At 58.4% G+C, this 25906-nt stretch carries 25 protein-coding genes and 1 tRNA gene; 16 read left to right on the top strand and 10 right to left on the bottom strand.

The annotated features are described in order from the left end of the window. The first annotated feature begins 40 nt into the window (after positions 1-40). From ADB02_RS03955 to gcvT, 6 genes are all read left to right on the top strand, one after another. Complete coding sequence (locus tag ADB02_RS03955; RefSeq protein ID WP_016423301.1) at positions 41-907, top strand: aldo/keto reductase; 867 nt, start codon at positions 41-43, stop codon at positions 905-907. 61 nt (positions 908-968) lie between these two features. Next, the gene (locus tag ADB02_RS03950) at positions 969-1721 is read left to right on the top strand and encodes an enoyl-CoA hydratase (protein WP_048733677.1); all 753 of its coding nucleotides are present in this window, start codon (positions 969-971) and stop codon (positions 1719-1721) included. A gap of 41 nt (positions 1722-1762) precedes the next feature. Then, positions 1763-4216, top strand: coding sequence for an HAD-IC family P-type ATPase (locus ADB02_RS03945; RefSeq protein ID WP_049189716.1), 2454 nt, complete (start codon positions 1763-1765; stop codon positions 4214-4216). A 226-nt stretch (positions 4217-4442) separates the two neighbouring features. Further along, positions 4443-4820 (top strand): DUF485 domain-containing protein, encoded by a 378-nt coding sequence (locus tag ADB02_RS03940; protein ID WP_016423298.1) that lies wholly within the window; start codon positions 4443-4445, stop codon positions 4818-4820. A 2-nt stretch (positions 4821-4822) separates the two neighbouring features. Next, positions 4823-6475: a solute symporter family protein gene (locus ADB02_RS03935; RefSeq protein ID WP_016423297.1), complete on the top strand. Its 1653-nt coding sequence runs from the start codon at positions 4823-4825 to the stop codon at positions 6473-6475. 279 nt (positions 6476-6754) lie between these two features. Further along, a complete protein-coding gene (gcvT, locus tag ADB02_RS03930) occupies positions 6755-7927 on the top strand; it encodes a glycine cleavage system aminomethyltransferase GcvT (protein WP_016423296.1) in 1173 nt (390 codons plus the stop codon). Positions 7928-8113: 186 nt separating this feature from the next. On the opposite strand, the gene ADB02_RS03925 is transcribed toward gcvT, so the two are convergent. Beyond that, entirely contained in the window at positions 8114-8743 is a 630-nt protein-coding gene (locus ADB02_RS03925) for a hypothetical protein (protein ID WP_241482396.1), read from the bottom strand. A 286-nt stretch (positions 8744-9029) separates the two neighbouring features. Between ADB02_RS03925 and ADB02_RS03920 the strand changes: the two genes are divergently transcribed. Then, positions 9030-9605: an RDD family protein gene (locus ADB02_RS03920; protein ID WP_016423294.1), complete on the top strand. Its 576-nt coding sequence runs from the start codon at positions 9030-9032 to the stop codon at positions 9603-9605. Positions 9606-9619: 14 nt separating this feature from the next. On the opposite strand, the gene ADB02_RS03915 is transcribed toward ADB02_RS03920, so the two are convergent. Both ADB02_RS03915 and ADB02_RS03910 read right to left on the bottom strand, forming a co-directional pair. Next, positions 9620-10480, bottom strand: coding sequence for a siderophore-interacting protein (locus ADB02_RS03915; RefSeq protein ID WP_016423293.1), 861 nt, complete (start codon positions 10478-10480; stop codon positions 9620-9622). Between the two features lie 197 nt (positions 10481-10677). Next, positions 10678-10750: transfer RNA gene (locus tag ADB02_RS03910), tRNA-Arg, on the bottom strand. Positions 10751-11025: 275 nt separating this feature from the next. On the opposite strand from ADB02_RS03910, the gene ADB02_RS03905 reads away from it, so the two are divergent. Together ADB02_RS03905 and cobF are read left to right on the top strand one after the other, a co-directional pair. Further along, positions 11026-11307, top strand: coding sequence for a hypothetical protein (locus tag ADB02_RS03905; RefSeq protein ID WP_016423292.1), 282 nt, complete (start codon positions 11026-11028; stop codon positions 11305-11307). Continuing rightward, complete coding sequence (gene cobF, locus ADB02_RS03900; protein WP_049189715.1) at positions 11258-12106, top strand: precorrin-6A synthase (deacetylating); 849 nt, start codon at positions 11258-11260, stop codon at positions 12104-12106. The genes ADB02_RS03905 and cobF overlap by 50 nt, the downstream gene beginning before the upstream one ends. 30 nt (positions 12107-12136) lie before the next feature. On the opposite strand, the gene ADB02_RS03895 is transcribed toward cobF, so the two are convergent. The 3 genes from ADB02_RS03895 to ADB02_RS03885 form a co-directional block, all read right to left on the bottom strand. After that, positions 12137-12538 (bottom strand): hypothetical protein, encoded by a 402-nt coding sequence (locus ADB02_RS03895; protein ID WP_042388876.1) that lies wholly within the window; start codon positions 12536-12538, stop codon positions 12137-12139. A 117-nt stretch (positions 12539-12655) separates the two neighbouring features. Beyond that, on the bottom strand, positions 12656-14443 hold the full coding sequence (locus tag ADB02_RS03890; protein ID WP_042388874.1) for an acetyl/propionyl/methylcrotonyl-CoA carboxylase subunit alpha: 1788 nt from the start codon (positions 14441-14443) through the stop codon (positions 12656-12658). Positions 14444-14863: 420 nt separating this feature from the next. Next, entirely contained in the window at positions 14864-15748 is an 885-nt protein-coding gene (locus ADB02_RS03885; RefSeq protein ID WP_049189714.1) for a sulfurtransferase, read from the bottom strand. A gap of 363 nt (positions 15749-16111) precedes the next feature. On the opposite strand from ADB02_RS03885, the gene ADB02_RS03880 reads away from it, so the two are divergent. Continuing rightward, a complete protein-coding gene (locus tag ADB02_RS03880; protein ID WP_049189713.1) occupies positions 16112-17170 on the top strand; it encodes a Cj0069 family protein in 1059 nt (352 codons plus the stop codon). A 65-nt stretch (positions 17171-17235) separates the two neighbouring features. Here ADB02_RS03880 and ADB02_RS03875 read toward each other — a convergent pair whose 3' ends face one another. Further along, positions 17236-17838 (bottom strand): Maf family protein, encoded by a 603-nt coding sequence (locus tag ADB02_RS03875; RefSeq protein WP_016423286.1) that lies wholly within the window; start codon positions 17836-17838, stop codon positions 17236-17238. Positions 17839-17997: 159 nt separating this feature from the next. On the opposite strand from ADB02_RS03875, the gene ADB02_RS03870 reads away from it, so the two are divergent. Together ADB02_RS03870 and ADB02_RS03865 are read left to right on the top strand one after the other, a co-directional pair. After that, on the top strand, positions 17998-18210 hold the full coding sequence (locus ADB02_RS03870; protein ID WP_042388872.1) for a helix-turn-helix transcriptional regulator: 213 nt from the start codon (positions 17998-18000) through the stop codon (positions 18208-18210). Between the two features lie 2 nt (positions 18211-18212). After that, positions 18213-18755 carry a hypothetical protein gene (locus tag ADB02_RS03865; protein ID WP_016423285.1) on the top strand — a complete coding sequence of 181 codons (543 nt, stop codon included), beginning with the start codon at positions 18213-18215 and terminating at the stop codon, positions 18753-18755. A 136-nt stretch (positions 18756-18891) separates the two neighbouring features. Here ADB02_RS03865 and ADB02_RS03860 read toward each other — a convergent pair whose 3' ends face one another. The 3 genes from ADB02_RS03860 to ADB02_RS03850 all read right to left on the bottom strand — a co-directional run bounded on the left by ADB02_RS03860 (position 18892) and on the right by ADB02_RS03850 (position 22525). After that, positions 18892-19152: an acyl-CoA carboxylase epsilon subunit gene (locus ADB02_RS03860; protein WP_016423284.1), complete on the bottom strand. Its 261-nt coding sequence runs from the start codon at positions 19150-19152 to the stop codon at positions 18892-18894. Continuing rightward, entirely contained in the window at positions 19149-20777 is a 1629-nt protein-coding gene (locus ADB02_RS03855) for an acyl-CoA carboxylase subunit beta (protein WP_016423283.1), read from the bottom strand. The genes ADB02_RS03860 and ADB02_RS03855 overlap by 4 nt, the downstream gene beginning before the upstream one ends. Positions 20778-20884: 107 nt before the next feature. Next, positions 20885-22525, bottom strand: a complete 1641-nt coding sequence (locus ADB02_RS03850; protein WP_049171320.1) for an acyl-CoA carboxylase subunit beta — start codon at positions 22523-22525, stop codon at positions 20885-20887. A 126-nt stretch (positions 22526-22651) separates the two neighbouring features. Between ADB02_RS03850 and ADB02_RS03845 the strand changes: the two genes are divergently transcribed. The 4 genes from ADB02_RS03845 (at position 22652) to purE (ending at position 25891) form a co-directional block, all read left to right on the top strand. Beyond that, positions 22652-23509 (top strand): biotin--[acetyl-CoA-carboxylase] ligase, encoded by an 858-nt coding sequence (locus tag ADB02_RS03845; RefSeq protein WP_049171316.1) that lies wholly within the window; start codon positions 22652-22654, stop codon positions 23507-23509. Positions 23510-23515: 6 nt separating this feature from the next. Next, entirely contained in the window at positions 23516-23977 is a 462-nt protein-coding gene (locus ADB02_RS03840; RefSeq protein ID WP_049171313.1) for a PH domain-containing protein, read from the top strand. Between the two features lie 30 nt (positions 23978-24007). Further along, positions 24008-25297, top strand: a complete 1290-nt coding sequence (locus tag ADB02_RS03835) for a 5-(carboxyamino)imidazole ribonucleotide synthase (protein WP_080969567.1) — start codon at positions 24008-24010, stop codon at positions 25295-25297. A gap of 117 nt (positions 25298-25414) precedes the next feature. After that, on the top strand, positions 25415-25891 hold the full coding sequence (gene purE, locus ADB02_RS03830) for a 5-(carboxyamino)imidazole ribonucleotide mutase (protein WP_049171375.1): 477 nt from the start codon (positions 25415-25417) through the stop codon (positions 25889-25891). Positions 25892-25906: the final 15 nt, after the last annotated feature.

Genomic DNA, 25906 nt, shown 5'->3' with positions numbered 1-25906 from the left:
AAAAAATCTAAAAAATTTTCAGTCCGTACACTCGGTTGGCATGACCACACTCAATCTGAAGTACGATGCAGCGACAACCGGAATTGCCAACGTGGAAATGGTCGATGGCAACGCCATTCCGATTCTGGGGTTCGGTACCTACAAGCTTGACGATGAGCAGGCGCGCGAATCCGTGCGCTACGCCCTGGAAATCGGCTACCGCCACATCGACACCGCATCGCTCTATCGCAATGAGCGAGGGGTTGGGCAGGGTATTGCTGATGCGGTCGCTGCGAACGTCGTAAAGCGTGAAGATATCTTCGTGACCACGAAGGTCTGGAACGATGCGCAGGGGTCGGCGGCGACGCGCGAGTCCGTGCGGGCATCTTTAGAACGGCTCAGCCTTGACTACGTTGACCTGGTGCTTGTGCACTGGCCGGTGGAGAAGCAGGGGACGTTTGGGCAGTGTTTCGATACGCTGCTGGAGCTCAAGCGTGAGGGGCTGATTCACTCGGTTGGTGTGGCGAACTTTTACCCAGAGGTGCTCGACCAGCTCTCGGAGACTCCGGTGGTCAACCAGATTGAGCTGCATCCGCAGTTCCCGCAGAATGAGCAGGTTGAAGACGATCGTCGTCGCGGTATTGTCACGCAGGCGTGGTCGCCGTTGGGGCGCGCGAAGTACTTTGAGGGCTCGCCGATTGCTGAAATCGCAGATCGCCTGGGTAAAACTCCCGCCCAAGTTGCTATCCGCTGGCACCTTCAGCGTGGCATCGTGGCCATCCCGAAGTCGGGCACGCCGTCGCGCATCAAGGAGAACTTTCAGGTCACCGACTTTGAACTCACCGACGAGGACATGGAAACGATTGCGTCGATGGCGCGTGCCGACGGGCGCCTGAGCGGCGACCCGCGGGTATTCGGCAACGAATAAGCGAATTTAGATTTGCTTATAGCCCCATCACTATTGGTGTTTCGCGGGTAGCCTAAATGCTATGACGAACCCAGCATCTGAAATCCGCGTCGAAGCCGACGGCGCAATTGTCACTATCACCATCGACCGAGATCATAAGCGCAACTCCCTGACTGCCGACGTGTGTCGTGACATCGCCGATGCGGTGGAAGCTGCCGCTGAGGTTCCAGAGCAGCGCGTTATCCTGCTGCGCGGCGAAGGCCGCGCTTTCTGTGCGGGCGCCGACCTGAGTGGCCAGCACCATGAAGATTCCTTCCACGAACAGCTCCGTCGAATGCTGCGCACAATCGAGGCCAGCCGTCTGGTGGTTATAGCGGATGTGCAGGGGCCGGCTGTCGGCGCTGGGATGCAGCTGGCGATGGCGGCCGATTTGCGCGTCGTGGGTGAGCGCGGCTGGTTTATGATTCCGCCGGTCAAGCTCGGTATCGCTGTCGATGCCTGGACAATTCGCCGCGTACGCGTACTCGTCGGCGGTGCCCGCGCCCGCACTATTTTGTTGGCGGCCGAGCGCATGGATCAGGAAGCCGCCCGCGGTTGTGGTCTGGCTTCCTACCTTGGTGGTCCGGACAAGGCGGAGGAGGTAGCGCTTCGTATCGCCACCTACGCGCCCCTGTCGCTGGCCTACCACAAGGCAGTGCTCAACGACGATGAGACACATAGCCCGTTGAAGGACTACCAGCAGGAGCTCTACGACACGGTGTGGGCTTCCGAGGATGCTGCGGAGGCATCGAAGGCGCGAGCCGAAAAGCGCGAACCAAATTTCATTGGCAAATAGGTCGAATAGGTTCAGCAATTAGGCGAATAGGGTAGGCAGGCATGGGCTCGTGGAAAACTCCCGACAGTGGTCTTACTCAACAGCAGGTCCAGCAACGCATCGAGTTGGGGCACGTCAACGAGCTGCCGCCAACATCCGGGCGCAGTGTGTGGGACATTATCCGTGCCAATGTGTTTACCCGGATTAACGGTATTCTCGCTGTGTTATTCGCAGTCGTGCTCTATACCGGCTCAATCGTCAACGGTGCCTTTGGTCTGCTGATTATCGCCAACTCTATCGTCGGCATCATCCAAGAACTGCGTGCCAAGCGCACACTGGACAAGCTTTCCATTGTCGGCCGTGCAAAACCCATGGTCATTCGCGACGGGGAGCCTGCTCGCGAGATCGACCGCGAGTCCGTCGTCCTCGACGATCTCATCGAGGTTGGTCCCGGTGACCAAATCGTCGTTGATGGTATTCTCCGCTACGCCTCTGACGTGGCTGTCGATGAGTCCTCTCTCACCGGTGAATCCGATGCCGTCGATAAGAGCGTTGGGGACATGGTCTACTCGGGTTCCTCGGTCGTGGTGGGGTCGGCGCGATATCAGGCCACCAAAGTGGGCAAGGAGGCTTACGCCGCCAAGCTCGCAGCTGAGGCCAACAAATTCACGCTGACTGATTCCCAGCTCTTCCGCGGCATCAACAAGATCCTGACCTACATTTCCTGGATTCTCATTCCCGTCGGCGCCCTGGCAATCTATACGCAGCTCTTTGTCGCCGGCGATGATTTCAACGATGCGCTGCTGGGGATGGTCGCCACGCTGGTGCCCATGGTTCCTGAGGGGCTTGTCCTCATGACCACCATCGCATTTGCCCTTGGGGTGGTGCGCTTGGGGCGACATCGAGTGCTGGTCAATGAGTTGCCCGCCATCGAAGGTCTCGCGCGTGTCGACACCGTGTGTGTCGACAAAACTGGCACGCTCACCGAAAATGCGATGCAGCTAGTGGAAGTCGACATCGTATCGGGTGACGGTACCTCCCGCGATGAGGTCGACTCCGCACTCATCGATCTGTGCAAGCTCGACGATCGCCCCAACGCAACGGCTCGTGCACTGCTCGAGGGGCTTGCGGACGCAGGGGGCGTCGTAAAGCATGAACAAACCAAAACCCGCCCCTTTACCTCGGCGAATAAGTGGTCGGCGCTGACGTATCACGGCGGTGCGACGTGGGTTTTCGGCGCGCCCGATGTGCTTGTCGACGACTCCGCGGTCGGCATGCAGAAAGCTCGGGAGCTTATGGAGGAAGGACTTCGTGTGCTCCTGCTCGCGCGGACCTCAGTTGGGGCAGATGACCTGCCCGGCGGTGCGCTGCGGAAGAGTGGCGAGGTGGAGTTGGAGCCAGTCGCACTTGTCGTGCTGGGGCAGAAGGTGCGTTCAGATGCGGCGGACACGGTGGCCTACTTCTATGAAGAAGGCGTCGAGGTCAAGGTCATTTCTGGTGACAATGACCGCTCCGTGGGGGCTGTTGCACGTGAGCTGGAAATGGAGGGGGCTAACAATCCTGTCGATGCGTCTGAGCTTCCGGTCAGCCGCGATGAGAATAGCGAAGCCAAGCCCACCGAGATCCGCAACGAGTTCGCAGACATTGTGGAGTCGCGGCAGATCTTCGGCCGTGTCACGGCGGAGAATAAGCGCGATATGGTTCATGCGCTGCAGTCGCGGGGGCATCATGTGGCGATGACCGGTGATGGTGTCAATGATGTGCTGGCGCTGAAAGCGGCGAACCTGGGCGTGGCTATGGGGGATGGGGCGCCGGCGACACGTTCGGTTGCGCAGTTGGTGCTGTTGGATAATCGCTTCGCCGTGATGCCGATGATTGTGGCGGAGGGGCGTCGCGTCATTGGCAATATCGAGCGTGTGGCCAACCTCTTTTTGACGAAGACCATCTACTCGGTGGTGCTGGCGCTGGCTGTGGGGCTGTGGGGGATGGATTATCCATTCGAGCCGATTCACGTGACGATTACGGGTTGGTTCACAATTGGAATCCCGGCGTTCGTGCTGTCGTTGGCTCCTAACTTGGAGCGTGCGCGCGATGGTTTCGTGCGGCGCGTGTTGCGCTTAGCGATACCGGCGGGCATCACGGTGGGGTTGTTGACCTTCATGTTTTGGTTGTGGGCAAACCCGGGAGTCGACGCCAGCGATGCGGCACGAGGGGAGGCGTCTACTGCGACCCTCATTGTGCTGATTGTTTCGGCATTTTGGGTTTTGGTGGTCGTGGCTAGGCCATACACCTGGTGGAAGGTTCTGTTGCTGGCGGTATCGGCAGGAGCCTACCTGTTCATCTTCTCGGTTCGTCCAGTGGCCACAGTGCTTAATCTGTACTGGGTAGGGCGGGAGCTGTTGATTCCCGCGCTGATCGTGGGGGCCATCGGCGCGGTCATTATCGAAGCGCTGTGGTGGTGGCGTCAGAGTAAGCCATTTCCGGAAGAAGCGGAGAACACGAGTACAACGGCGTAAATGGGGGTAGTAAAAACGGCGCCTAAGTATGCAGGTAATGGCGTTTTTGGGGGTGCCTTAAGGCTCGCTGAGAAGTAGTTAGCCGCATTTAACTTCTTTGCTAACTGTGTTCCAGGTAACTTTGTTTCCACACATAATGAAAAATGTGGTGCATGGCACACCCTCGGGGTGGCTGTGCTGGACCTCATTACGAACACCTGCATAACTTCCTGGAAAGGATTAGCCCGTGTCCGCAACTCCCTTGCCGGCAGACCGGCATAAGCCACAGGCGGCCGAGTACCGCTACGTGCAAAACTCAGCGCAGTTCCAAGAGCTCCGCTCTACATTCCGTTCTTTCGCCATCCCGATGACCGTCGCAGGTCTGGTGTGGTACATCGCATTCGTTCTGTTTGCGACGTTCGCGCCAGACCTCATGGCGACTCCCGTACTGGGCAATATCAACCTGGGCATCGTCCTTGGTCTGCTCCAGTTCGTGACCACCTTCGCCATCACCTGGGTGTACATCAACTTCGCCAACAAGAAGCTCGAGCCGATGCAGGCAGAGCTGCGCGAGGCACTGGAAAGCGGAGAAATCGCTGAAATCGTCGCAAAGAAGGAGGCATAGACATGCTGACCAGTTTCTTTGCTGCAGATGACACTGCAGCAGCAGGTAACCCGATTCTCAACATCGCGGTCTTCGTCGCCTTCATTGTTGCGACCATGTTCATCGTTACTCGAGTGGGCAAGGGCGGAAACAAGGGAGCATCGGACTTCTACACCGGTGGTGCACAGTTCTCCGGTACCCAAAACGGTCTTGCCATTGCAGGTGACTACCTCTCGGCGGCTTCCTTCCTCGGTATCGTCGGCGCCATCGCGCTGACTGGTTACGATGGATTCCTTTACTCCATCGGCTTCTTCGTAGCCTGGCTGGTCGCGCTGCTGTTGGTTGCAGAGCCGCTGCGTAACGTCGGTAAGTTCACCATGGCCGACGTGCTGTCCTTCCGTCTTAAGCAGCGCCCGGTACGTACTGCGGCTGCTATCTCGACCCTCGCGGTGACCCTGTTCTACCTCATCGCGCAGATGGCCGGTGCAGGTTCCCTGGTCGCCGTGCTGCTCAACATTCACGACTCCACTCAGCAGTCCATCGTTGTCGCGGTCGTCGGCATCATCATGGTTGCTTACGTTCTCATCGGTGGTATGAAGGGCACGACTTACGTGCAGATGATTAAGGCCGTCCTGCTGGTCGGTGCTGTCATCATCATGACCCTGATCATCCTGGTTGGCGTTAAGGGTAACTTCTCCCAGCTCCTGCAGGACGCAGTGGACATGCACGCGAGCTCGGATCACATCGCCGAGAAGGGCTACGAAGCCTCCGCCATTCTTGAGCCGGGTCTGAAGTACGGCGGCTCCTTCGTTCAGCAGCTGGACTTCGTCTCTCTGGGCCTGGCACTGGTCCTCGGTGTTGCTGGTCTGCCGCACGTGCTCATGCGCTTCTACACGGTGCCGACTGCAAAGGAAGCTCGTAAGTCCGTGACCTGGGCAATCATCCTCATCGGTGGTTTCTACCTGTTGACCCTGGTACTCGGTTACGGCGCCGCCGCACTTGTTGGTCCGGACCGAATCAACGCCGCCCCGGGCGGAGCCAACGCTGCAGCTCCGCTGCTGGCCTTCGAAATCGGTGGCTCCATCTTCATGGCAGTGATTTCCGCAGTGGCGTTCGCTACCGTGCTGGCCGTGGTCGCTGGTCTGGCAATTACCGCTTCCGCGTCTGTCGGCCAGGACCTCTACCAGGCCGTGATCCGCAAGGGACAGGCCACGGAAGCCGAGCAGGTTCGTGTCTCCCGCATTACCGTAATCGTGCTGGGCGTTGTCGCCATTATCCTCGGCATCCTGGCCATGGGGCAGAACGTCGCCTTCTTGGTGTCGCTGGCCTTCGCAGTGGCAGCATCCGCAAACGTACCAACCATCCTGATGTCCCTGTTCTGGAAGCGCTTCAACACCGCAGGCGCAGTTGCCTCCATGTACACCGGTGTCATCGCCTCGCTGGTTCTGATTATCTTCTCCCCGGCAGTTTCCGGCAGCGAGTCCTCGATGATTCCGTCGGTTGACTTCTCCTGGTTCCCGCTGACCTCGCCGGGTCTGCTCGCAATCCCGCTGGCGTTCCTGGCTGGCATCATCGCCACCTACATGGGCAAGCCGGATAACTTCGATGACCTGGCAGCTGAGATGGAAGTTCGCTCCCTGACCGGTGTTGGCACCGAGGCTGCGGTTGATCACTAATAACCACTGAGTCCTTGGCTGGCAACGCTGCCCGAACAGCTCAGCTAATCGCAATTAACTGAATAGACAAATGCAAGGGCCCCGTTACCGTCACTGGTAGCGGGGCCTTTGTGGTGGCCGCGGGGTCGTCGTCAAGCATGTGCGAATCAGTGCATGATAGTTAATGGACGGGCCTGTTGCCCTGGCTCCGCAGGGGCTCGCGGAAGCGAGCGCGGAGTCTTAGATATAAGGTGGGAAGGTAACAATCTGGTTTGCCCCACCGCAATAATTGGAGTGTGTATGACTGACAATTCTGGCGCTTCTGAGAACAACAATTCTTTCCGTAGCGCCCTGCATGATGAGCACGTAAGCCTTGGCGCAGAAATGCGCAATGTTGGTGGCTACGAAGTGCCGTTCCGCTACTCTTCGGAAATTGCAGAGCACAACGCAGTGCGTGAGGCCGTTGGTGTTTTCGACCTGTCGCTGATGGGTATCATCCGCGTCACTGGTGAGGATGCGGCGGCGTTCCTTGCACACTCCCTGATTTCGGCAATCAAGCCGCTGGCGTTGGGCCGTGCCAAGTACACCATGATTGTGCAGGAAGACGGCGGCATTATTGATGACCTCATCATTTACCGCCTCGGTAGTCACGAATTCATGCTGGTGCAGAATGCCGCAGCCGCTGAAGATGTGTACTCGACGCTGCGCGAGCGCGTTGGTGGCTACAACGTCGAGGTTGAGCGCATGAATGACAAGAATGTGCTCCTGGCCATTCAAGGGCCGAAGGCTGCGAAGCTTCTGCGCCGTCTGTTGCCACAGGATCTGCACGCGACTCTCGATGGCATGAACTACTACTCTTGCACTCTGCTCGAGGTCGCAGGTGTGGAAATGATTGTTGCCCGAACCGGCTACACCGGTGAGGACGGCTTCGAGATCTTCCCGCCGGCTGACCGCGCCGTCGAGGTCTGGCGTGCAATCATTGCAGCAGGTGGCAAGGTGGAAAACCCGGAGGATCCGGCTGACAACGGCGCTGACCTCGGCCTGCTGCCGTGTGGTCTGGCCTGCCGCGACACCCTGCGTCTTGAGGCCGGTATGCCGCTCTATGGATACGAGCTGACTCGAGACCGCACTCCGCTGGAGGCCGGCCTGAAGTCCATCATGGGGCCGACCAAGGGGCAGTTTATTGGTCGCAACGCACTGATTAATCGTCCGCAGTCGAAGGAGCTACTGGTTGGTCTGCGTTTCTCCGGTGATGAAGCTCCGAAGCGTGGCACCAAGCTCATTGATGCGGAAGGTAACGAGGTTGGCGTGCTGACTTCCGCCAAGGTGTCGCCGACTTTGGGGCACCCCATCGGTTTTGCATACGTTCAGCGTTGGCAGTCCTCCACTGGCACGGAGCTGACCGTTGAAGGCGCCGACATTACCGCCACCGTCGTTCCGACGCCGTTCTACAATCGCCGTCACCGCAAGTAGGGGAGCGCGGGTGCTCCGCCGCATTGTGGCGGGCTCAGATCTGTTCAGGTTCGTCTCTTCGTATCTGTTGGGTAAATAAAAAATCCGCTGCAGAATTTTTGCAGCGGATTTTGGTGTTTTAGGGCGAGCTAGCGCACCTCACCTAACTAAGTCCCGAGCCGACGAACCTCGCCGTCCGAGACGAACCTAGCGGAACAGGCCGGTGAGCCCTTGATTATCTTCGCTTGGCTGCTCGTCTTGCTCCGATTCCGATTCCGTCGGCTCGCCGGAGGTAGTCGGAGTCGTTGAAGTATCGGGAGGCGTGGAAGAATCAGAGGTCGTCGAGCTCTCCGTCTCACTTGTCTCCGTTGTGCTCTCGCTCGGAGTCGTCGGCTCAGGTTCCTGAGGCTGTGGCTCAGAGGTCGTCGGAGTAGTGGAGATCCACATTTGCTGCGATGTCGGGTTCGCGGGGGTTTGCTGCAGCACCGTCCACACTTCCTGCTCGCCGACTTGTGCGCATTCAAGATTCTGGCCGTTGGCGCTCATTCGTATTTCGCCGGTCTGGTTCGGGCACAGGTGCCCGATGCGCGGCGTACCGCCTTCTCGAACCTTTGGTCCGGTCGTCGTCGGCGAATTCGTCGTCGACACCGTAGTAAGTTGGCTTGACGACGAGGTTTGCGTCGCGGCAACCTCCTCGCTTTCGCTGTTGGCGCAGCTGGTGGCCATGGCTGCGAAGGTGAGGAAGCAGCAGGCCAGCGCCAAGTGCTGGCGGTTCTTGCGCCGGACGGCAGTGAGTTTAGGGTGCTGTACGGCTGACAGCTGAGTTCGCGTATTCACATCCGTCTCACTTTCTGGGCTTCTCGGGCCTGCGTCGCGTGGTTTAATTCTCGGCTTTCTGGGTAGGGTCTCCTGAAAAACCACTGGGGGTGCCAGCTATAGGGGAACTTGCCGAGTTATTGGCAAGGTAGTTGCTGACACCCAATAGATAGGTTGATTCAACCGGCAACTATACAGTCGACTTTTCGATTTGCATACTGGATGCTTCTAATCGTGGCAGAACGGGTGCGGTAGGGAAAGGCAATTCGTCTGTGAAGTCATAAGTGGTTTTGATAGCGTGTGTCCCATGTATCGGCGCACCCCGAATCGATTCCCCGTAAAGAGTAATGCGGATTTGTTCGCTCGGCGCAGTGGCGCGTGGATACTGGATTCGTTCCTTGTAGGAATCTTTGTTGCCATCATTGTGGCACTTGGCAAACTTGCGTGGGAAGCAGCCATGGCGAACTGGGCGCTGCCGAGTCCGCCAGAGTTCAGGATTTTGTATGGTGTCATATTCCCAGCTGTCTTTTTCTTTGTGCGCGTGGTTGCAGAGGCTCGCGGTGAACAGACGTTTGGTAAAAGCGCATTTTTGCTACACGTTGTTCCAGCGCGGAAAGCAGACTCTGGGGCAACTCCGTTCGAAGTCGCTCAGCCAGAGGGAACATCGGAGCTCGAATCAGGAGACGATTCTTGGCACAGAGGTTGGCGGGCAGCGGTACGTAATTGTTACCTATTGTCGCTGATTTTCTTGCCTACGGGTTTTGAGCCAAACGTTGAACTGTTTTTTGGTGTCCTGATGATTTGGGTTGCTGTTTGCCGCTGGCACCCATTCGACTGGTTGGCAGGAAAACGCGTCGTTGTTGAAAGGCGTAGCGAGCGCTAACGTTCGAGCAAGCGTCAGGCCCTGGCTCTTTCCTCCTCGGCCTCAACCTCAGCGTTGAATTCTCGTTTAGAAGACTGCCACTGGTCTTCGGTCATACCGATACGCCAGTAGCCAGAAATGGAAACGTCTTTCTTCGGGATCTCAGATTCGACGAAGAGGAAGCGGCGCAATTCCTTGATCATCTCGGCGACACCGTGGATGAACCAGCTAGTTTTCTTACCTTCTGGAATGCCCGCCTCGCGCACTGCGCGGGATAGCTCTGTGCCGTGGGTTGCGCCGTTGCGGAGGACCCAATGGACTTCCACACCCTCTCGGGTTGGGAGCTCAAACTTCCGATCTTCGGACTCGATTTCGATGTATGCGGTTGCGGTCGTGCCTGCTGGGAGGTGCTTCAGTCCGGCGCTGATAGCTGGCGCTGCGGACTCGTCTCCGGCGAGTACAAAGTGTTCATATTCTGCTGCAGGTCCCCATGCGCCTCCTGGCCCTAAGAAGCCACGCTTGTCTCCGATTTCGGCTACGCGTGCCCACGGTCCAGCCAGGCCGGAATCGCCGTGGGTGACGAAGTCGACGTCAAAGTCGCCGGTTTCGGAGTCCACATTAATCAGAGTGTATGTGCGGGTGATTGGCAGTTTGTCTCGCGGCTGTTCGGCGCGAATTTTCGCAATATCGAACGGCCAGGAGTAATCAGCGTCCTCTGGCACAAACAATAATTTGATGTAATGGTCGGTAAACTCCAGCTCCTTGCCCACAAATGCAGGCGAGTTCATGCTCAAACGAACAAGGTCTGGGGAAATCTGGCGACGTCCAGTAACTGTTGCCTCGTGTGCCTTACGGGGCTTACGCTTCGGTGCTGCTGCTTTAGCTAGGCCAGCCATAGTTGTCACTGTCCTTCAACAAGTCTTGGGCTGTTTTGTACTGGCGGAAGTCTACACGCCACGTGATTAGGTAAGCCTAACACAAGTGTTTCTGGAAATTGCTGGGTGATGCGTTCTCAGGAGGGGGCGTAGTGGCCGGTCGTGAGAAAAACAAAGAACCCTCGCGCCCTATATGTAAAAGGTCACGAGGGTATTTGTGCCCCAGAGAGGAATCGAACCTCCGACACCGGCTTTAGGAGAGCCGTGCTCTATCCACTGAGCTACTAGGGCAATCATCTTCCGGGTAAAACAGCCGTGAAAACACATTCTCGGCGGCCGGAAAATTACTTCATCACTTTAACGCATCTGCGAGCTCTAGTGGCAATTGGGTCCTCGACCTGACACGCAAACATGCAGGAAGCTCGCTATTACCCCCATGTGCTTTTGTGCTCGGCGGTGCCGCCCGGAATCTGGCTAACATGGTTTATAACGAGCGACTTTCTTGCGCTTGCGGTCGCAACAGCGCTACTTATTTTCCGGTCGCTGTTTTGGAGGAGGATGACAATATGATTAAGCCAACTTTCACGGATGTCAACGGTGTCAAGATTAAGTGCTCCATGACCACGGACTCGGACAAGCCGCACCTTTTGGTTTCGCGCATGGAAGATGATGGCTCTTTGACTCCGATTCTGGAGATGAACGTGTACGACTCCAAGTACATGGCCAACGCTTGCGAGATTTACTTGAAGCAGGCCGCTTCGGCTAACCTCCAGGGTTCGATGGCTGGCCTGTCTCCAGATGAGATGGCTGAACAGTTCGGTTACGAGGGAGATCCGACCAATCACTAGTCGAAACGACGCCGCCCGCACTCAGGCCGAGAGCCCTGTATACAGCGGATATGTCGATGTAGACGTCATCGGAATCGGCGCCGGTAGTCCGAGCCACATTACGCTCGAGGCTATCGGCGCTCTTGCTGATGTCGACGTAGTTTTTGCTCTCGACAAGGGTGATGCCAAAGCGGACTTGTTGGCTGCGCGACAGGCGATCGTCGATAAGCATGCGCCGCATGTCGAACTCGTTGCCGTTCCCGACCCGCCACGTGACCGCACGCCCGATAACTACGGTGCAGTCGTCCGTGACTGGCATCAGCGCCGTGCAGAGCTGCTTGCCGACGCCTTCGTCGCTCACCTCGGACGAGAGGGCAAGCGCCGCGGTGCGTTCTTGGTCTGGGGTGACCCTTCCTTGTATGACTCAACATTGCGGATTTTGCAGCGCGTCCGCGACCTTGGGCTGGACGTGCGCTCGCGAGTTATCCCCAGTGTGACGGCGATTTCCGCGCTGACCGCAGCGCATGGAGAGTGCCTGAACCAGATTGGTAAGCCGGTATTGATTACCACTGGTCGGCGCCTGGGGGAGCGTGCGCCTGGCATGGATGCGGTGGTGATGCTCGATGGCGGTGCAGCCTGGCTCGAGCACGCGGACCCGGAGGAAGAGATTCTCTGGGGTGCATTCCTGGGAACGGAGCTGGAGACGCTCCGCCGTGGTCGCGTTGGCGACGTCGGCGAAGAGATTGCGGAGCTGAAAAAGAAGCTCCGTGCGGAGCACGGTTGGATTATGGATATCTACCTGCTGCGTTCCGGCGCCTAGGACTGAGCAGTCGCAGCGGTGCCAGTTCGGCTAGCTGACTTTCTTGCCCAAGAAGCCCTCTGCCCATCGGTGGAGGGCTTTTTCGGCGGCTTCGACGCCGTCGGCGACGGTTACCTTGGTGAGGACCTGATCGTCGTTAGGCAACACGCGTGCGGGATCGCCTGCGGGACGGACGGTGATGCTGACGTGGTCGGCATTGATGACCTCGACGGTTGCTAGTGCGAGCATCTCGACGTTCGTCTGCTCAGCAACCGCAAAGCGGTAGGCGGTGTCGTTTTCCCACTCGGTGGTGGAGTTCCGAAGGAACTCGGCGACGGAGTCAGGGGCCAATTCTGTGAGTAATTGGGTTGCGACCGGGGCGTCATCGACGCGGGAATCGTGGCGCAGCGGACGGCAGTAGAAGCGGCCGGCATTTACTTCCATGGGTTCCATACCGTCCACTCTAGACGTCCTGAACAGTGTTTAAGGGCGCCGGGGGAGGGGCTGAAAAGAATCAAGCGGGGCTGGCTGCGAATCCCATCGCAACCAGCCCCGCTTAGAGCTTTAGAACTACTTCAGTTCCATCAGGACATCGCCCTTGCCGACACCTGAGCCAGCCTCGGTAGCCAGACCCGTGACAACGCCGTCCTTGTGAGCCTTGACTGGGTTTTCCATCTTCATGGCCTCAAGGACAACCACGGTGTCACCCTCGGAGACTTCCTGGCCCTCTTCGACGTTGACCTTGATGACGGTGCCCTGCATCGGAGCAACCACAGCGTCACCGGAAGCGGCCTTCTTGGAACCGCCAGCGCGCTTCTTCTTGCTCTTCTTCTTGGCACCAGCGTTGCCGCCGCCCAGAGCCAGGTCGCCCGGCAGGGCTACCTCGACGCGGCGACCGTCGATCTCGACGACAACCTTCTGAGCCGGAACGGTGTCGGTGTCAGCGTCGGAGTCACCGTCGTACGGAGCAATCGGGTTGTCCCATTCCTCTTCAATCCACTTGGTGTAGACGTCAAACTTCTCGCCATCGCCGACAAACGCCGGGTTCTCCACAATGTGGCGGTGGAACGGAATGACCGTTGCCAGGCCCTCAACCTGGTACTCGGACAGAGCACGAGCGGAGCGGCGTAGGGCCTCTTCGCGGGTCTCGCCCCAAACAATCAGCTTGGCCAGCATGGAGTCGAACTGGCCGCCGATGACGTCGCCCTCCTTGATGCCGGTGTCCATGCGGACACCCGGGCCGGACGGTTCGACGTACTTGGTGATGGTGCCCGGAGCCGGCATGAAGTTGCTGCCGGCGTCCTCGCCGTTGATGCGGAACTCGAAAGCGTGACCGCGCATCTCCGGGTCTTCCTTGATGGACAGTTCCTTGCCTTCGGCAATGCGGAACTGCTCACGGACCAGATCGAGGCCGGTAATTTCCTCGGTGACCGGGTGCTCCACCTGCAGGCGGGTGTTGACCTCGAGGAAGTTGATCAGGCCATCAGCGCCGACCAGGTACTCAACGGTGCCAGCACCGTAGTAGCCAGCCTCGCGGCAGATGTCCTTAGCGGACTGGCGCAGGCGCTCATCCTGCTCCGGGGTCAGGAACGGAGCAGGTGCTTCCTCGACGAGCTTCTGGAAACGACGCTGTAGAGAGCAGTCACGGGTGGAGGCGACAACGACGTTGCCGTGCTTATCAGCGAGAACCTGGCACTCGACGTGGCGTGCCTTGTCCAGGTAGCGCTCTACGAAGCACTCACCGCGACCGAAGGCCGCAACGGCCTCACGGGTAGCGGACTCGTAGAGGTCGGCGACCTCTTCCATCTTGTGTGCGACCTTCATGCCGCGGCCACCGCCACCGAAAGCGGCCTTAATGGCGATTGGCAGACCGTGCTCCTTAGCGAACGCGACGACCTCGTCTGCATCCTTAACTGGCTCCTTGGTGCCTGGAGCCATTGGAGCGTCAGCCTTCAGCGCGATGTGACGAGCGGTGACCTTGTCGCCCAGGGCGCGGATGGACTCTGGTGACGGGCCAATCCAGATCAGGCCAGCGTTCTCAACAGCCTCAGCGAAGTCGCCGTTCTCCGACAGGAAGCCGTATCCCGGGTGGATGGCATTAGCGCCGGACTTCTTTGCGGCGTCCAGAATCTTGTCGAAAACTAGGTAGGACTCAGCGGAAGTGGTGCCACCGAGAGCAAAAGCCTCATCCGCCATGGTCACGAAAGGAGCGTCCGCATCCGGCTCAGCGTAAACGGCGACGGAAGGAATGCCGGCGTCCTTCGCAGCGCGAATAACGCGAACGGCAATCTCGCCACGGTTGGCGACGAGAACCTTCGTGATTTTTTCAGTGGTCTGCTCGGACACGAAATCCTCCATTTTTCGTGGGCACCCCGAGAATTGGCCCTCGGGGCAAGGTTGCGACAGTCATTTGTAGGAATCACAAGCAGCACTGCAGTTAACTGAGTGGTGAACCGCAATGCGGTTCACCACGCGGTAGCTAACAGCGTGTGACCCAATGTCTCCATTGTGTCACAGGTGCGGTAAGCAACCTCTTTTTGCTCGCTACATAAGGGGGTAGGGATTGTGGTCTTGAGCAGCGTTCAAGTGGTCATGGGGGCAGCTGAAGTGGCTATTTTCCGCCCAAAAACCTAGGTTTGTGGTTAAAATTATCACCCAAGAGTGCAAGAGCCGCCCCCTTGATTGGGGGCGGCAGGGGGAAACTAAATCTCCGGTGTAGCGTCAGCCGCTGACGCTGGAAAAACGGTGGGGGAAGCGCCCACCGGTTGCGTCGATCGCCTACAGGCTTCCCGGCTCCGAACCGTGGGCAATGGGCATGCCAATCATATTGCCCCACTCAACCCACGAGCCGTCGTAGTTGCGAACATTCTCGTGGCCGAGCAGGTGGTGCAGTACAAACCAGGTGTGCGCGGAGCGCTCGCCGATGCGGCAGTAGACAATCGCCTCATCTTCAAATTGGACGTGCGCGTAAATCTGCTCGAGCTCTTCGCGATCGCGGAAACGCGAGTTCGGGTGAACGGACTGATTCCATGGAATGTTTACCGCGGTTGGAATGTGGCCACCACGCAGGACGCCTTCCTGTGGGTAATCGACCATGTGGGTTCGTGCACCGGCATACTCCTCCGGAGTGCGCACGTCGATAATCGGAGCCTTTCCAATGAGCTCACGTGTATCGCTGAAGTAGGCGCGCAGTGTCTTGTCGTCGCGCTCGACGACAGGGTAGTCAGTGCGTGGGTAATTGGGGACCTCGAAGCTCGTGTCTCGTTCTTCAGTCATCCAGGCATCGCGGCCACCGTTAAGCAGGCGCACGTCGGGATGCCCAAAAAGCTCGAAGACCCAGAGTGTGTAGGCGGCCCACCAGTTGGACTTGTCGCCGTAGATTACGACGGTGTCATCGCGCGAGATGCCCTTCTCGCGCATGAGCTCGGCAAAGCCTTCGGCGTCGATATAGTCGCGGCGCACGGGATCGTTAAGGTCGTGATGCCAGTCGATGCGAACCGCGCCCGGAATATGTCCAATGTCGTAGAGCAGTGAGTCCTCGTCGGATTCAACAACGCGCAGACCGGGAGAGCCCAGTCGGGCAGCAAGCCAGGAGCTAGAGACGAGGCGCTCAGGGTGGGCGTACTGCTGGAACTGGGGGTGCGGGTCGTGCGGAACAGCCATCGGATACTCCCTTGGCGCAAGTTGGGTGGGTGGGACTTTCTGACGTTTATCGTCAATTGCATATCTAGTTTACGGGTCGCGTGGCGAACGGCGGAATAGTCCCCAGTGTGAGCGCTTTCCGACGGCAACAATTGCGTCCGCGGCCACCCTGGGATACGCCTCACAGTTGGGGGTAAAAGCAGTGTTTTCAGCGCGCTTGGAGTCCAGGTAGTGCCCTAAAATTTAGCTGAGAGTTAGCGCAAAAACTGTGTTGATTCGTATCACTGGAAAATGGGCTGAAATGGGCTATCTGCCTGGGTATTCGCTGCGTTACGGAGACAATTGAGTGCCGGAAGTCCATGTATTTTCTTAAAAGGAGTGCCTGTGCACAAGAACATTGTTGTATTCGAGATCGAGGGCGGCTCGGACAAGTACTTCGACGGACACCGCAAGGACACCATGCCAATCGTCAACGCTATCCGCGAAGCCGGTTGGTCCGCTGAGGTCGTCTACTACCGACCGGAGTGGAAGGACGACCTGTACGACTACGTCTCCCAGAACTTCGACGGCTACATCTCCCGCGTAAACCCGGGCAACATCCCGGGTGGTGAGAGGGGCTACTTCGAGCTTCTGACCAGTCTCTCGGTCGCTGGTTTGGTTGGTATGTCCACCCCGGGCGAAATGATGGCCTACGGCGCAAAGGACGCACTGGTCAAGCTCAAGGACACCGACCTGGTTCCGTCTGACACCGCTGCATACTACGACGTCGAGGCATTCCACAGCACTTTCCCGACCTCCCTGTCCTACGGCGAGCGCGTCCTCAAGCAGAACCGTGGCTCCACCGGATCTGGCATTTGGCGCGTGCGTATCGCTGACGAAGAGGTTGCTAAGAACGTTGAGCCGGGCACCCCGCTGCCGCTGAACACCAAGCTGAAGTGCACCGAGGCCGTGGACAACCACACCGAGACTCGCGAGCTCGGCGAGTTCATGGATTTCTGCGACCAGTACATCATCGGCGATAACGGCATGCTCGTGGACATGCGCTTCATGCCGCGCATCACCGAAGGCGAAATTCGCATTCTGCTGGTCGGTCCGCACCCGGTCTTCGTGGTTCACAAGAAGCCGGCCGAGGGCGGCGACGCTTTCTCCGCAACCTTGTTCTCTGGCGCGAAGTACACCTACAACAAGCCGGAAGAGTGGCAGGACCTCATCGACATGTTTGCTGAGGCTCGCCCGGTCATTGCCGAGAACCTCGGTGGCGACAATATCCCGCTAATCTGGACCGCTGATTTCATGCTGGCAGACGGCGAGGACGGCGAGGACACTTACGTTCTCGGCGAGATCAACTGCTCCTGTGTCGGCTTCACCTCCGAGCTGGATATGGGTATTCAGGAGCTTGTTGCTCAGGAGGCCATCAAGCGCGTTGAGGCTGCTAACAAGTAGTCTCAACAGCTAAGAAAACCGCACCAATTTGGTGCGGTTTTTGCTTTACGACGTCCTTGCGATGCCTACCGATTCCAGAACTGGGAGACCGAATAGCCGTAGCGATACAGAGCTCGGCGCACGACAGGTAGCGACAGTCCGATCACACTGGATGAGTCGCCATTGATGCCATCGACAAACCAGCCGCCTAGAGCCTCCAAAGTAAACGCGCCAGCGCACTTCAGCGGCTCGCCCGTCGCAGCGTAGGCACGGATGTCCTCTTCTGGGACTTCAGCGAAATCGAGGGAAGTAATCGCCACCTCAAGGTGCTCGCCCTTTGGTGTCACGACACAGTGACCAGTAATCAGCTCAGCCGTCCGGCCACTCTGTTGATGCCAGCGCTCAATGGTCTTTTCTTCCGTGTGGGGCTTGCCCTGCAACTGCCCGTCGAGAAGCAGCATTGAATCCCCGCCAATGACAATGTCATTGGGGTAGGCCGGAGAGGCAGCGTGTGCCTTGGCCTGCGCGAGTTCCTCGACGATGCGTACCGGCGATGCGTCCGGAAGGGCTGTGATTACGGCATCCTCGTCGACGTTGGGCGCTACTGTGATGGGCTCGATGCCTGCAGAGCGGAGAATGTGCAGTCGCGAAGGGGAAGTGGAAGCCAAGACGATTCGGGGGCTGCTCATAGTTAGTGATTTTAGTGAGGGCGGAATCGTAAAGCCTAATTTTTGTGGCAAACATGCGTGGGGTTGGCCCGATTGTAAGAACAGGCAGATTTTTTTAGATGGCAGCTGCCTTCTAGTGATGTAAAGTAAAGTGGACATCAAGTTAAAGAAAGTACACAGATGAGTGGGGAAGAACGTTCGAACCAGGTCAGGAGATACCGACGCTGGTTGGAGCTGAGCCAAGCGGATTTAGCCGCGCAGGTGGAGGTCTCGCGGCAAACCATTGCAAATATCGAGCGGGGAAATTACTCGCCTTCGGTGTATTTGGCGTTGCGTATCTGCAAGGTCCTGGGAAAAACAGTCGAAGAAATTTTTGGTGAGGAAGGATACTGACAATGTCCTATGCGGATGTCGTAATTGAACGCAACAGCGCCACGGTGGACGATGAGTATCAGCAGATGTTGCTGCATAAGTCCTACACGTACGGGTTCACAATGATGATGTGGGCTAACTACGTGCTTGCAACGGTACTGATTTGGCTCATTCCAGAGCCAAAGATGGTGGGCGTGACAGTGGCAATCATCTTGATGCCGCTGGTTGGACTCCTGTTTTCGCAGCGGTGGTTGCGACGTCAAGTGCCAATGCCGAAGATTAATGGTCTTACAAAAGGCGAGATTGCAGCACTCGTAGCCGTCATTGGGCTGTGGCTGATTGGTTTTATCAGAGTGCAATTGCTCTCTGAGGCAAGCGCTGGTGGGGCACTATCGGAATCGTGGGGATTCATTGCCGGCGCTGTGGTGGGTGCTGCCATCGGTCTGGCGTTTGTGTATTTCCTGTTCAAGGTGGTGTGGCCGGTAGCTCGCAACCGTGATCAGCGTCGGCTGGACCGGGAGCTCGATGACGAGTTTGATGGCGAGTCGCTGGGTGAACAACGCTAGTAATAAGCAGTGGTCAAGGCTAAGGCAGTAACAAAAACCAAAGCGCCACCATCGGAAAACCCGATGGTGGCGCTTTGTGCTAGCGAATCGACGCAGCTAGCGTGCGGTAACGACTACGCGCTAAGCGGTAGCTGTACTAGTAGAAATGGACGTTGCGGAACGTGCCCGGTACGTGCTGGTGCGGCTGGTGGAAACCCTCTTCCAGCCGACCCCAGTTGTTGCGCGGGCCGCGGTCCTCTGGGGCGCCGCCGGCTGCTGCCATACCTGCGAACAAAAGCGCGAGCGTGGCAGTTTCAGCGTCAGACGGGTTGCCCTTGAGGACGGACATGAACGGTGCAGCCGGGGCTGTAGCGGCGTCCTTGTCTTCGGTTGCTGGGGTGTTTTTGGAATCGGTCACAGCGGAATGTTCCCATGCTTCTTGGCGGGTACGTTAACAACCTTGCGATCCAGTAGACGCAGACCCTCGATGATCTGGCCGCGGGTCTCGCTCGGCGGGATAACGGCGTCGATGAAGCCGCGCTCAGCAGCCATGTACGGGTTGACCAGGGTGGCCTCGTACTCTGCCTCGTACTCCTTCTGCAGTGCGACGACATCCTTGCCCTCGGCCGCAGCAGCCTTGAGCTCCTTGCGGTAGATGAAGCCGACAGCGCCGGAAGCACCCATGACCGCAATCTGAGCGGTCGGCCATGCCAGGTTGATGTCAGCGCCCATGTCCTTGGAGCCCATCACACAGTAAGCTCCGCCGTAGGCCTTACGGGTGATGACGGTAATCTTCGGGACGGTGGCCTCAGCATATGCGTACAGCAGCTTGGCGCCACGGCGGATGATGCCGTCGAACTCTTGGTTGGTGCCCGGCAGGAAGCCTGGAACGTCAACCAGCATGATGATCGGAATGTTGAAGGCGTCACAGGTGCGGACGAAGCGAGCCGCCTTCTCGGATGCCTTGATGTCGAGGCAGCCAGCGAACTGAATCGGCTGGTTGGCGACGAAACCGACCGAGCGACCCTCCACGCGACCGAAGCCGATGACCACGTTCTGTGCGTAGTCCTCCTGAATTTCCAGGAAGTCCTCGTCGTCGACCAGACGGGTGATGACGTCCTTGATGTCGTACGGCTGGTTTGGGGAGTCCGGAATCAGCGTGTCGAGCTCGAGGTCAGTCTCAGTGATGTTGTCAGCGATGGAGCCCTCGAACGGCTCAGCCTCCATGCGAGGAGCCTCAGCGCGGTTGTTGGACGGCAGGTAGCTGACTAATTCCTGAACGAAAGTCAGAGCGTCTTCGTCATCAGCGGCGGTGTAGTGCGAAGTACCGGAGGTGCTCATGTGAGTACCAGCGCCACCCAGCTCTTCCTGTGTGACCTCTTCGCCAGTGACGGTCTTAATAACGTCCGGGCCGGTGATGAACATCTTGGAAGTGCCATCGACCATGACAATGAAGTCGGTCAGAGCCGGGGAGTAGACGTGGCCACCAGCGCAGGCGCCCATGATCAGGGAGATCTGTGGAATAACACCAGAAGCCTGGGTGTTTCGGAAGAAAATCTGGGAGTAGAGGCCGAGGGAAACAACGCCCTCTTGGATGCGGGCACCAGCACCCTCGTTGATGCCGATAATTGGGACACCGGTCTTGATGGCCAGATCCATGATCTTGACAATCTTTTCACCGTAGACTTCACCGAGCGCGCCACCGAAGATGGCGCCGTCCTGCGAGAAGACACAGACCTGGCGGCCATCGATGGTGCCGTAGCCTGTCACAACACCGTCAGTGACAGGGCGCTTGGCGTCGAGGCCGAAGTTCTTGGAGCGGTGACGTGCGAGAGCGTCAACCTCCACGAACGAGCCCTCGTCCAAGAGGAACTCGATGCGCTCACGAGCGGTCATCTTGCCCTTGTCGTGGACGCGGTCAATGCTGGCCTGGCCCATTGGAGCCTGGGTCTCTGCGAGACGGGCTCGCAGATCGGCCAGCTTTCCAGCAGTAGTGGTCAAATCCGGGGTTTCACCGGTTGATGTATTTGCGGCAGTCGTCATACCAACTAGTTTACGTTTCGAAAACGGGGGGGGAGGTAGTTGGGGGCAATCGCTGTTAACAAAAGTAGGGGTAATGACTAGCTCGTTGTACAGCAAAAAGCCTGCTCTTACAGTGGAATATTGCCGTGCTTGCGCGCAGGCCACGGTACTTTCTTTGAAGTTAGCAGGCGCAGATTTTTTATCACTCGAGTTCGTGTCTCGGAGGGGAGGATGACTTCATCAATTAACCCCCGTTCGGCGGCACGATAAGGCGTGAGCATGTGTTGCTCGTATCCCATTTCCAGTTCAGCAATGAGTTCTTTCACACTCTCGGGAGTGCCAAATCTATCGGCCGCTGGGTCTGCTGCGAGAGCTGCTTCGGTGGCGGTTCGAATCTCGGCACGATGGAGGAAGCGTACTGCGCCTGAGGCGCCCATCACGGCGATCTGTGCCGTCGGCCAAGCCAGATTTACATCCGCGCCGAGCCCCTTTGATCCCATCACGCAATACGCGCCGCCATAGGCTTTGCGCATGGTGACGGTGATTTTAGGAACGGTTGCTTCTGCATACGCATAGAGCAATTTAGCGCCACGGCGCAGAATTCCCTGGTGTTCTTGATTTGAACCGGGGAGAAAGCCGGGTACGTCTACGAGAAAGACGAGTGGAATGTTGAAACAATCGCAGGTTCGGACGAATCGCGCGGCCTTCTCCGCTGCATCGATATCTAGGCAGCCCGCGAATTCCATGGGCTGATTAGCGACAAACCCAACAGATTGACCGTTGAGACGGCCAAGGCCAATCACGACATTGGCTGCTCGGTTTTCCTGGATTTCCAGGAACTCCGCATCGTCGCAAAGCGCGTAGATGACTTCGTGCACGTCGTACGGCGTGGATGGGCTGTCGGGAATGAGACTGTCGAGGGTGCGATCGGTGTCGGTGATTTCGTCACTGGCATCGGAATCCCAGCTGGGCGCGGGGGAGGTTGTGTTGTTGGGGAGGTAGTCGAGCAAATCGCAGACCCAGTCGAGTCCATCCTGCTCGCTAGCGGCGGTGTAGTGGGAGTTTCCGGCGATCTCCATATGGGTGTCGGCGCCGCCGAGCTCGTGCTGGCTGATTTTTTCGCCTGTGACTGTTTCGATTACGTCAGGGCCGGTGACGAACATACGGGAGTTTTCCTCCACCATGACAACGAAGTCCGTCAGTGCTGGGGAGTAGGCATTTCCGCCCGCGCAGGCGCCAAAAATGACTGAAATCTGCGGAATGACGCCGCTGGCGCGAACGTTGTGGTGGAACGTCTGGGCAATAAAGTCCAGTGAGACTGCGCCATCTTGGATGCGGGCGCCGGCACCTTCGTACATGCCAATAAGGGGGCGGCCGGTAGTGATGGCAAGTTCCTGAATCTTGACCATCTTTTCGCCGTAGACCTCTCCGAGTGCACCACCGAAGATTGTGCCGTCCTGAGAGAAGATGCAGACCTCACGGCCGTCTATGGTTCCCCAGCCGGTGATGATTCCGTCGGTCGCGGGGCGTTTGGCTTCCATCCCAAATGCGGTAGTGCGGTGGCGGGCTAGCGCATCAAATTCGACAAAAGATCCTTCGTCCAGCAGGTAGTCAATGCGCTCGCGGGCATTCATGCGCTCAGTCAGTTTGAGCTTGTCGTAGCCCCGCGACCCCATCGGAGTCAGTGCAGCAGTGCGTCGGCGTAGAAGGTCTTCATTGAGGAAAGCGGTGGTGTGTTGCTCCGCCGCCAAACGTGAGGAAATAGTCATGTTATGGAATGTAGTGTTTGGGAAGGAAAATAGTAAAGCAGGCGAGCTGTGATGATTCTCACGCTGTAGAGCTCTTGAGAAAGGTCACGACTCAGTGAATCCGGCCATGGCGCTAGACTGCTGTGCATGACCAACCCCAGGATTGTTGCTTCCCGCAAGCCTCTTGACGCCACGCGTGTGCGCGCAGCCGCGCCGGGCTGGAATTCCATTGAGGTTGTCGAAACCACTGGTTCGACCAACGCTGATCTTCGGAAACAGGCGGCACTGGGGCAGGTGGCAGATCTCAGTGCGCTTATCGCCTCGGAGCAGACCGCAGGTCGCGGTCGACTGAGTCGTAGTTGGACGGCCCCGAAGGGTGCGTCCATTGCACTCAGCGCGCTGCTGCGCCCGGAAGGGCTCGCACCCGAGCAACTGGGTCTGTTGCCGTTAGTCGCGGGCCTCGCAGTTGTCGATGCTGTTGTGGAAGTTGCGGGTCTTGCGCCTGAACGCGTTTCCCTGAAGTGGCCGAACGATGTCCTGGTTGACGGTCGTAAGCTCTGCGGAATTCTGGTGGAGGCCGCGTCGCTGACACCGCCAATTCTCATTCCGGGAATCGGCGTCAACGTTTCCCTGCAGGAAGATGAGCTGCCGGTGCCACACGCCATTTCGCTATACCTGGCGGGAGCGGAAAACCTCGACCGCGACGACATCTCCGCTGGTGTGCTGCGTGCGCTGGGACGTCGTCAAGCGCAGTGGCGAAAGGGCGATGCGGAGCTGCTGCGGGACTACGAGGCGGTGTGCGCGACCATCGGTTCGAACGTGCGCGTGGAGTTGCCGGGGGATCGCGTGCTGGTGGGCAAGGCGGTTGGCGTGCGTGCCGACGGCGAATTGATCGTCACCGATGAAGCTGGCACAAGTCACTTTGTTGCGGCCGGTGACGTGTTCCATGTTCGTGCCACTGACGGCGGCTATGCGTCCCCGCAGGCTGATTCGGAGCGGGGGTAGTGCTGTATGACCTTTCCCGATGATGAGTTGGACACGCGCGAGGCAATTCTGCTGGACACCAATCCAACTTTTGGTCGGCTGGTGTGGCCGCTCTTGGAACTCATGGTTATCACGGGCGTCTGCTGGTTGCTGATTGGTTTTATCGACGGCCCTGCGATTGCTCCGGGAGATCTGCAAGGTGTGCGTCAGCTGCTGCTCTTCGCGTGGCTGGGGCTTATTCTCTGGCGCGTCGTTCGTCCGGTACTAAGTTGGTTGGGGGAGCGGTTCGTACTAACTGATAGGCGAATTATTCTGCGCCGTGGCATTCTGCGCCCGCAGGTGGTCTCGATTGATCTGCGTTCGGTACGTGCGGTCAATCGCAAGGGCGGCGTGCTGTATCTGCACACCCGCAGTTTCGGCCCGCCGCTGGCTGTGGAAGATATTCCCAGCTCTCGTAAGGTGGCTAAGTTGGTCTCCCGGTTGACTTAGAATTTTGGGTCATAACCTACAATCAGGGGTGTGATTGCTTCGGATACCCCTGAAAACTCCACTAATTCCACTTCTAATTCCGCTGCAGCGCTAACTGCTGCGCAGCATCCCGCGCATGCTGATGGCGTGCCGGTTGTGGCGGTGATTGGTGACGGTCAGCTGGCTCGTATGATGCAGACTGAGGCCATTGAGCTGGGACAGTCCATCCGTTTGCTCGCCGGTTCGCCGGATGCTTCCGCAGCGCAGGTGTGTGCGGACGTTATCATCGGCGACTACCACGTCTGGGAAGATGTTGAGCGCGCTGTCGCCGGTGCGCAGGCCGTGACTTTCGACCATGAGCACGTTCCCACCGAATTCCTCAACAAGCTGACCGAGATGGGCTACTCGGTTCAGCCTCAGCCGTCGGCGTTGCTGTACGCGCAGGATAAGCTGCTGATGCGCCAGCGCCTGGAGGAACTGGGCGCTCCAGTACCTGCCTACGCTGCAATTGAGTCCGCCGAGGATGCCGAAGCATTCTTCGACCGCGTTGACGGTGCCGTCTGCCTGAAGGCTCGCCGCGGCGGTTACGACGGTCACGGCGTGTGGTTCCCGAAGGACCGCGAGAATCTGCGCACGCTTGTCGACGAGCTGTTGGGCAAAGATGTGCCGCTGATGGCCGAGCGGAAGGTCGCGCTGGTTCGTGAGTTGTCGGCCATGTGTGCGCGCACGCCGTCGGGCGAGGTCAAGGCCTGGCCGGTCCTCGAGTCCGTGCAGCGTGACGGCATCTGTGTTGAGGCAATCTGCCCGGCGCCAGGGCTTGCCGACGACCTTGCGAGAGCGGCCGAAAAGCTCAGTGTGACCATCGCTTCCGAGCTGGGAGTAACCGGCGCGCTGGCAGTTGAGCTGTTCGAAACCGTCGATGCTGACGGCAATCCGGAGATTTTTGTCAACGAGTTGGCCATGCGGCCACACAACACTGGTCACTGGTCGCAGGACGGCTGTGAGACCAGCCAGTTTGAGCAGCACCTGCGTGCAGTTGCTGACATGCCACTGGGTTCCACTCGCCCGACTGCGCCGGTGACGGTAATGGTCAATACGCTCGGTGGCGATGAGGCCTCGGATGTACCTATTTCACAGCGTTTTGCTGAGGTATGGCGTCGTTTCCCATCAGCGAAGATTCACTGGTACGGGAAGGATTGGCGCCCTGGACGTAAGCTGGGGCACGTCAACCTGTGCGGCTACGACGCAAGCCCGGAAGGCATCGCGGAGACCCGGCGGGTTGCCAACCTCGCTGCTGGCTACATCGTCGATGGCGTGTGGGCAGACGGCTACACCGCATAGGTGGCTGGCGCTGTATAAGAATTAGATTGCTATCTCAAGGAGACAACATTGGCTGAAGCAAACCAGGTGGCAAGCCCGAAGTTGGCCAACGTAACCGGTCCGCTGGTCGGTCTGATTATGGGGTCGGACTCGGATTGGCCGACCATGGAGCCCGCAGCGGAGGTCTTGGCTGAGTTCGGAATTCCCTTTGAGGTAGGTGTGGTCTCTGCACACCGCACTCCGGAACGCATGATTGACTACGCAAAGTCCGCCGCTGACAAGGGGCTGCGCTGCATTATCGCTGGCGCCGGTGGTGCAGCACACCTGCCGGGCATGGTTGCGTCGGCCACTCCGCTGCCGGTTATCGGCGTGCCACGCGCGTTGGAGAACCTGGAGGGTGTCGATTCCCTGCTGTCAATCGTTCAGATGCCGGGCGGCGTTCCGGTGGCAACCGTCGGTGTGGGCGGCGCTAAGAACGCTGGCCTGCTGGCTGTGCGTATTCTCTCGGCCGGTTACCCGGAGCTCATTGTGGCGATGGAGAACTACCAGGCCAACATGCGCGATCAGGTCCTGGAAAAGGACGAGCGTCTGCGCAAGAAGCTGATGGGTGAGTAGGGCGCGCAACCAGCC

It is taken from the genome of Corynebacterium sp. 212_CJEI, from assembly GCF_001055915.1.
Classification (GTDB): domain Bacteria; phylum Actinomycetota; class Actinomycetes; order Mycobacteriales; family Mycobacteriaceae; genus Corynebacterium; species Corynebacterium jeikeium_D.
This window is presented reverse-complemented; position numbering and strand designations above follow the sequence as displayed.

Coding starts and splice junctions, on each gene's coding strand:
- ADB02_RS03875 (WP_016423286.1), bottom strand. CDS start 17,838: ATGAGCAGCCCCCGAATCGTCTTGGCTTCCACTTCCCCTTCGCGACTG.
- ADB02_RS03885 (WP_049189714.1), bottom strand. CDS start 15,748: ATGGCTGTTCCGCACGACCCGCACCCCCAGTTCCAGCAGTACGCCCAC.
- ADB02_RS03855 (WP_016423283.1), bottom strand. CDS start 20,777: ATGACGACTGCCGCAAATACATCAACCGGTGAAACCCCGGATTTGACC.
- ADB02_RS03950 (WP_048733677.1), top strand. CDS start 969: ATGACGAACCCAGCATCTGAAATCCGCGTCGAAGCCGACGGCGCAATT.
- cobF (WP_049189715.1), top strand. CDS start 11,258: ATGAGATGGCTGAACAGTTCGGTTACGAGGGAGATCCGACCAATCACT.
- ADB02_RS03870 (WP_042388872.1), top strand. CDS start 17,998: ATGAGTGGGGAAGAACGTTCGAACCAGGTCAGGAGATACCGACGCTGG.
- ADB02_RS03850 (WP_049171320.1), bottom strand. CDS start 22,525: ATGACTATTTCCTCACGTTTGGCGGCGGAGCAACACACCACCGCTTTC.
- ADB02_RS03945 (WP_049189716.1), top strand. CDS start 1,763: ATGGGCTCGTGGAAAACTCCCGACAGTGGTCTTACTCAACAGCAGGTC.
- purE (WP_049171375.1), top strand. CDS start 25,415: ATGGGGTCGGACTCGGATTGGCCGACCATGGAGCCCGCAGCGGAGGTC.
- ADB02_RS03955 (WP_016423301.1), top strand. CDS start 41: ATGACCACACTCAATCTGAAGTACGATGCAGCGACAACCGGAATTGCC.
- ADB02_RS03865 (WP_016423285.1), top strand. CDS start 18,213: ATGTCCTATGCGGATGTCGTAATTGAACGCAACAGCGCCACGGTGGAC.
- ADB02_RS03890 (WP_042388874.1), bottom strand. CDS start 14,443: ATGGAGGATTTCGTGTCCGAGCAGACCACTGAAAAAATCACGAAGGTT.
- ADB02_RS03935 (WP_016423297.1), top strand. CDS start 4,823: ATGCTGACCAGTTTCTTTGCTGCAGATGACACTGCAGCAGCAGGTAAC.
- ADB02_RS03895 (WP_042388876.1), bottom strand. CDS start 12,538: ATGGAACCCATGGAAGTAAATGCCGGCCGCTTCTACTGCCGTCCGCTG.
- gcvT (WP_016423296.1), top strand. CDS start 6,755: ATGACTGACAATTCTGGCGCTTCTGAGAACAACAATTCTTTCCGTAGC.
- ADB02_RS03845 (WP_049171316.1), top strand. CDS start 22,652: ATGACCAACCCCAGGATTGTTGCTTCCCGCAAGCCTCTTGACGCCACG.
- ADB02_RS03920 (WP_016423294.1), top strand. CDS start 9,030: ATGTATCGGCGCACCCCGAATCGATTCCCCGTAAAGAGTAATGCGGAT.
- ADB02_RS03905 (WP_016423292.1), top strand. CDS start 11,026: ATGATTAAGCCAACTTTCACGGATGTCAACGGTGTCAAGATTAAGTGC.
- ADB02_RS03915 (WP_016423293.1), bottom strand. CDS start 10,480: ATGGCTGGCCTAGCTAAAGCAGCAGCACCGAAGCGTAAGCCCCGTAAG.
- ADB02_RS03840 (WP_049171313.1), top strand. CDS start 23,516: ATGACCTTTCCCGATGATGAGTTGGACACGCGCGAGGCAATTCTGCTG.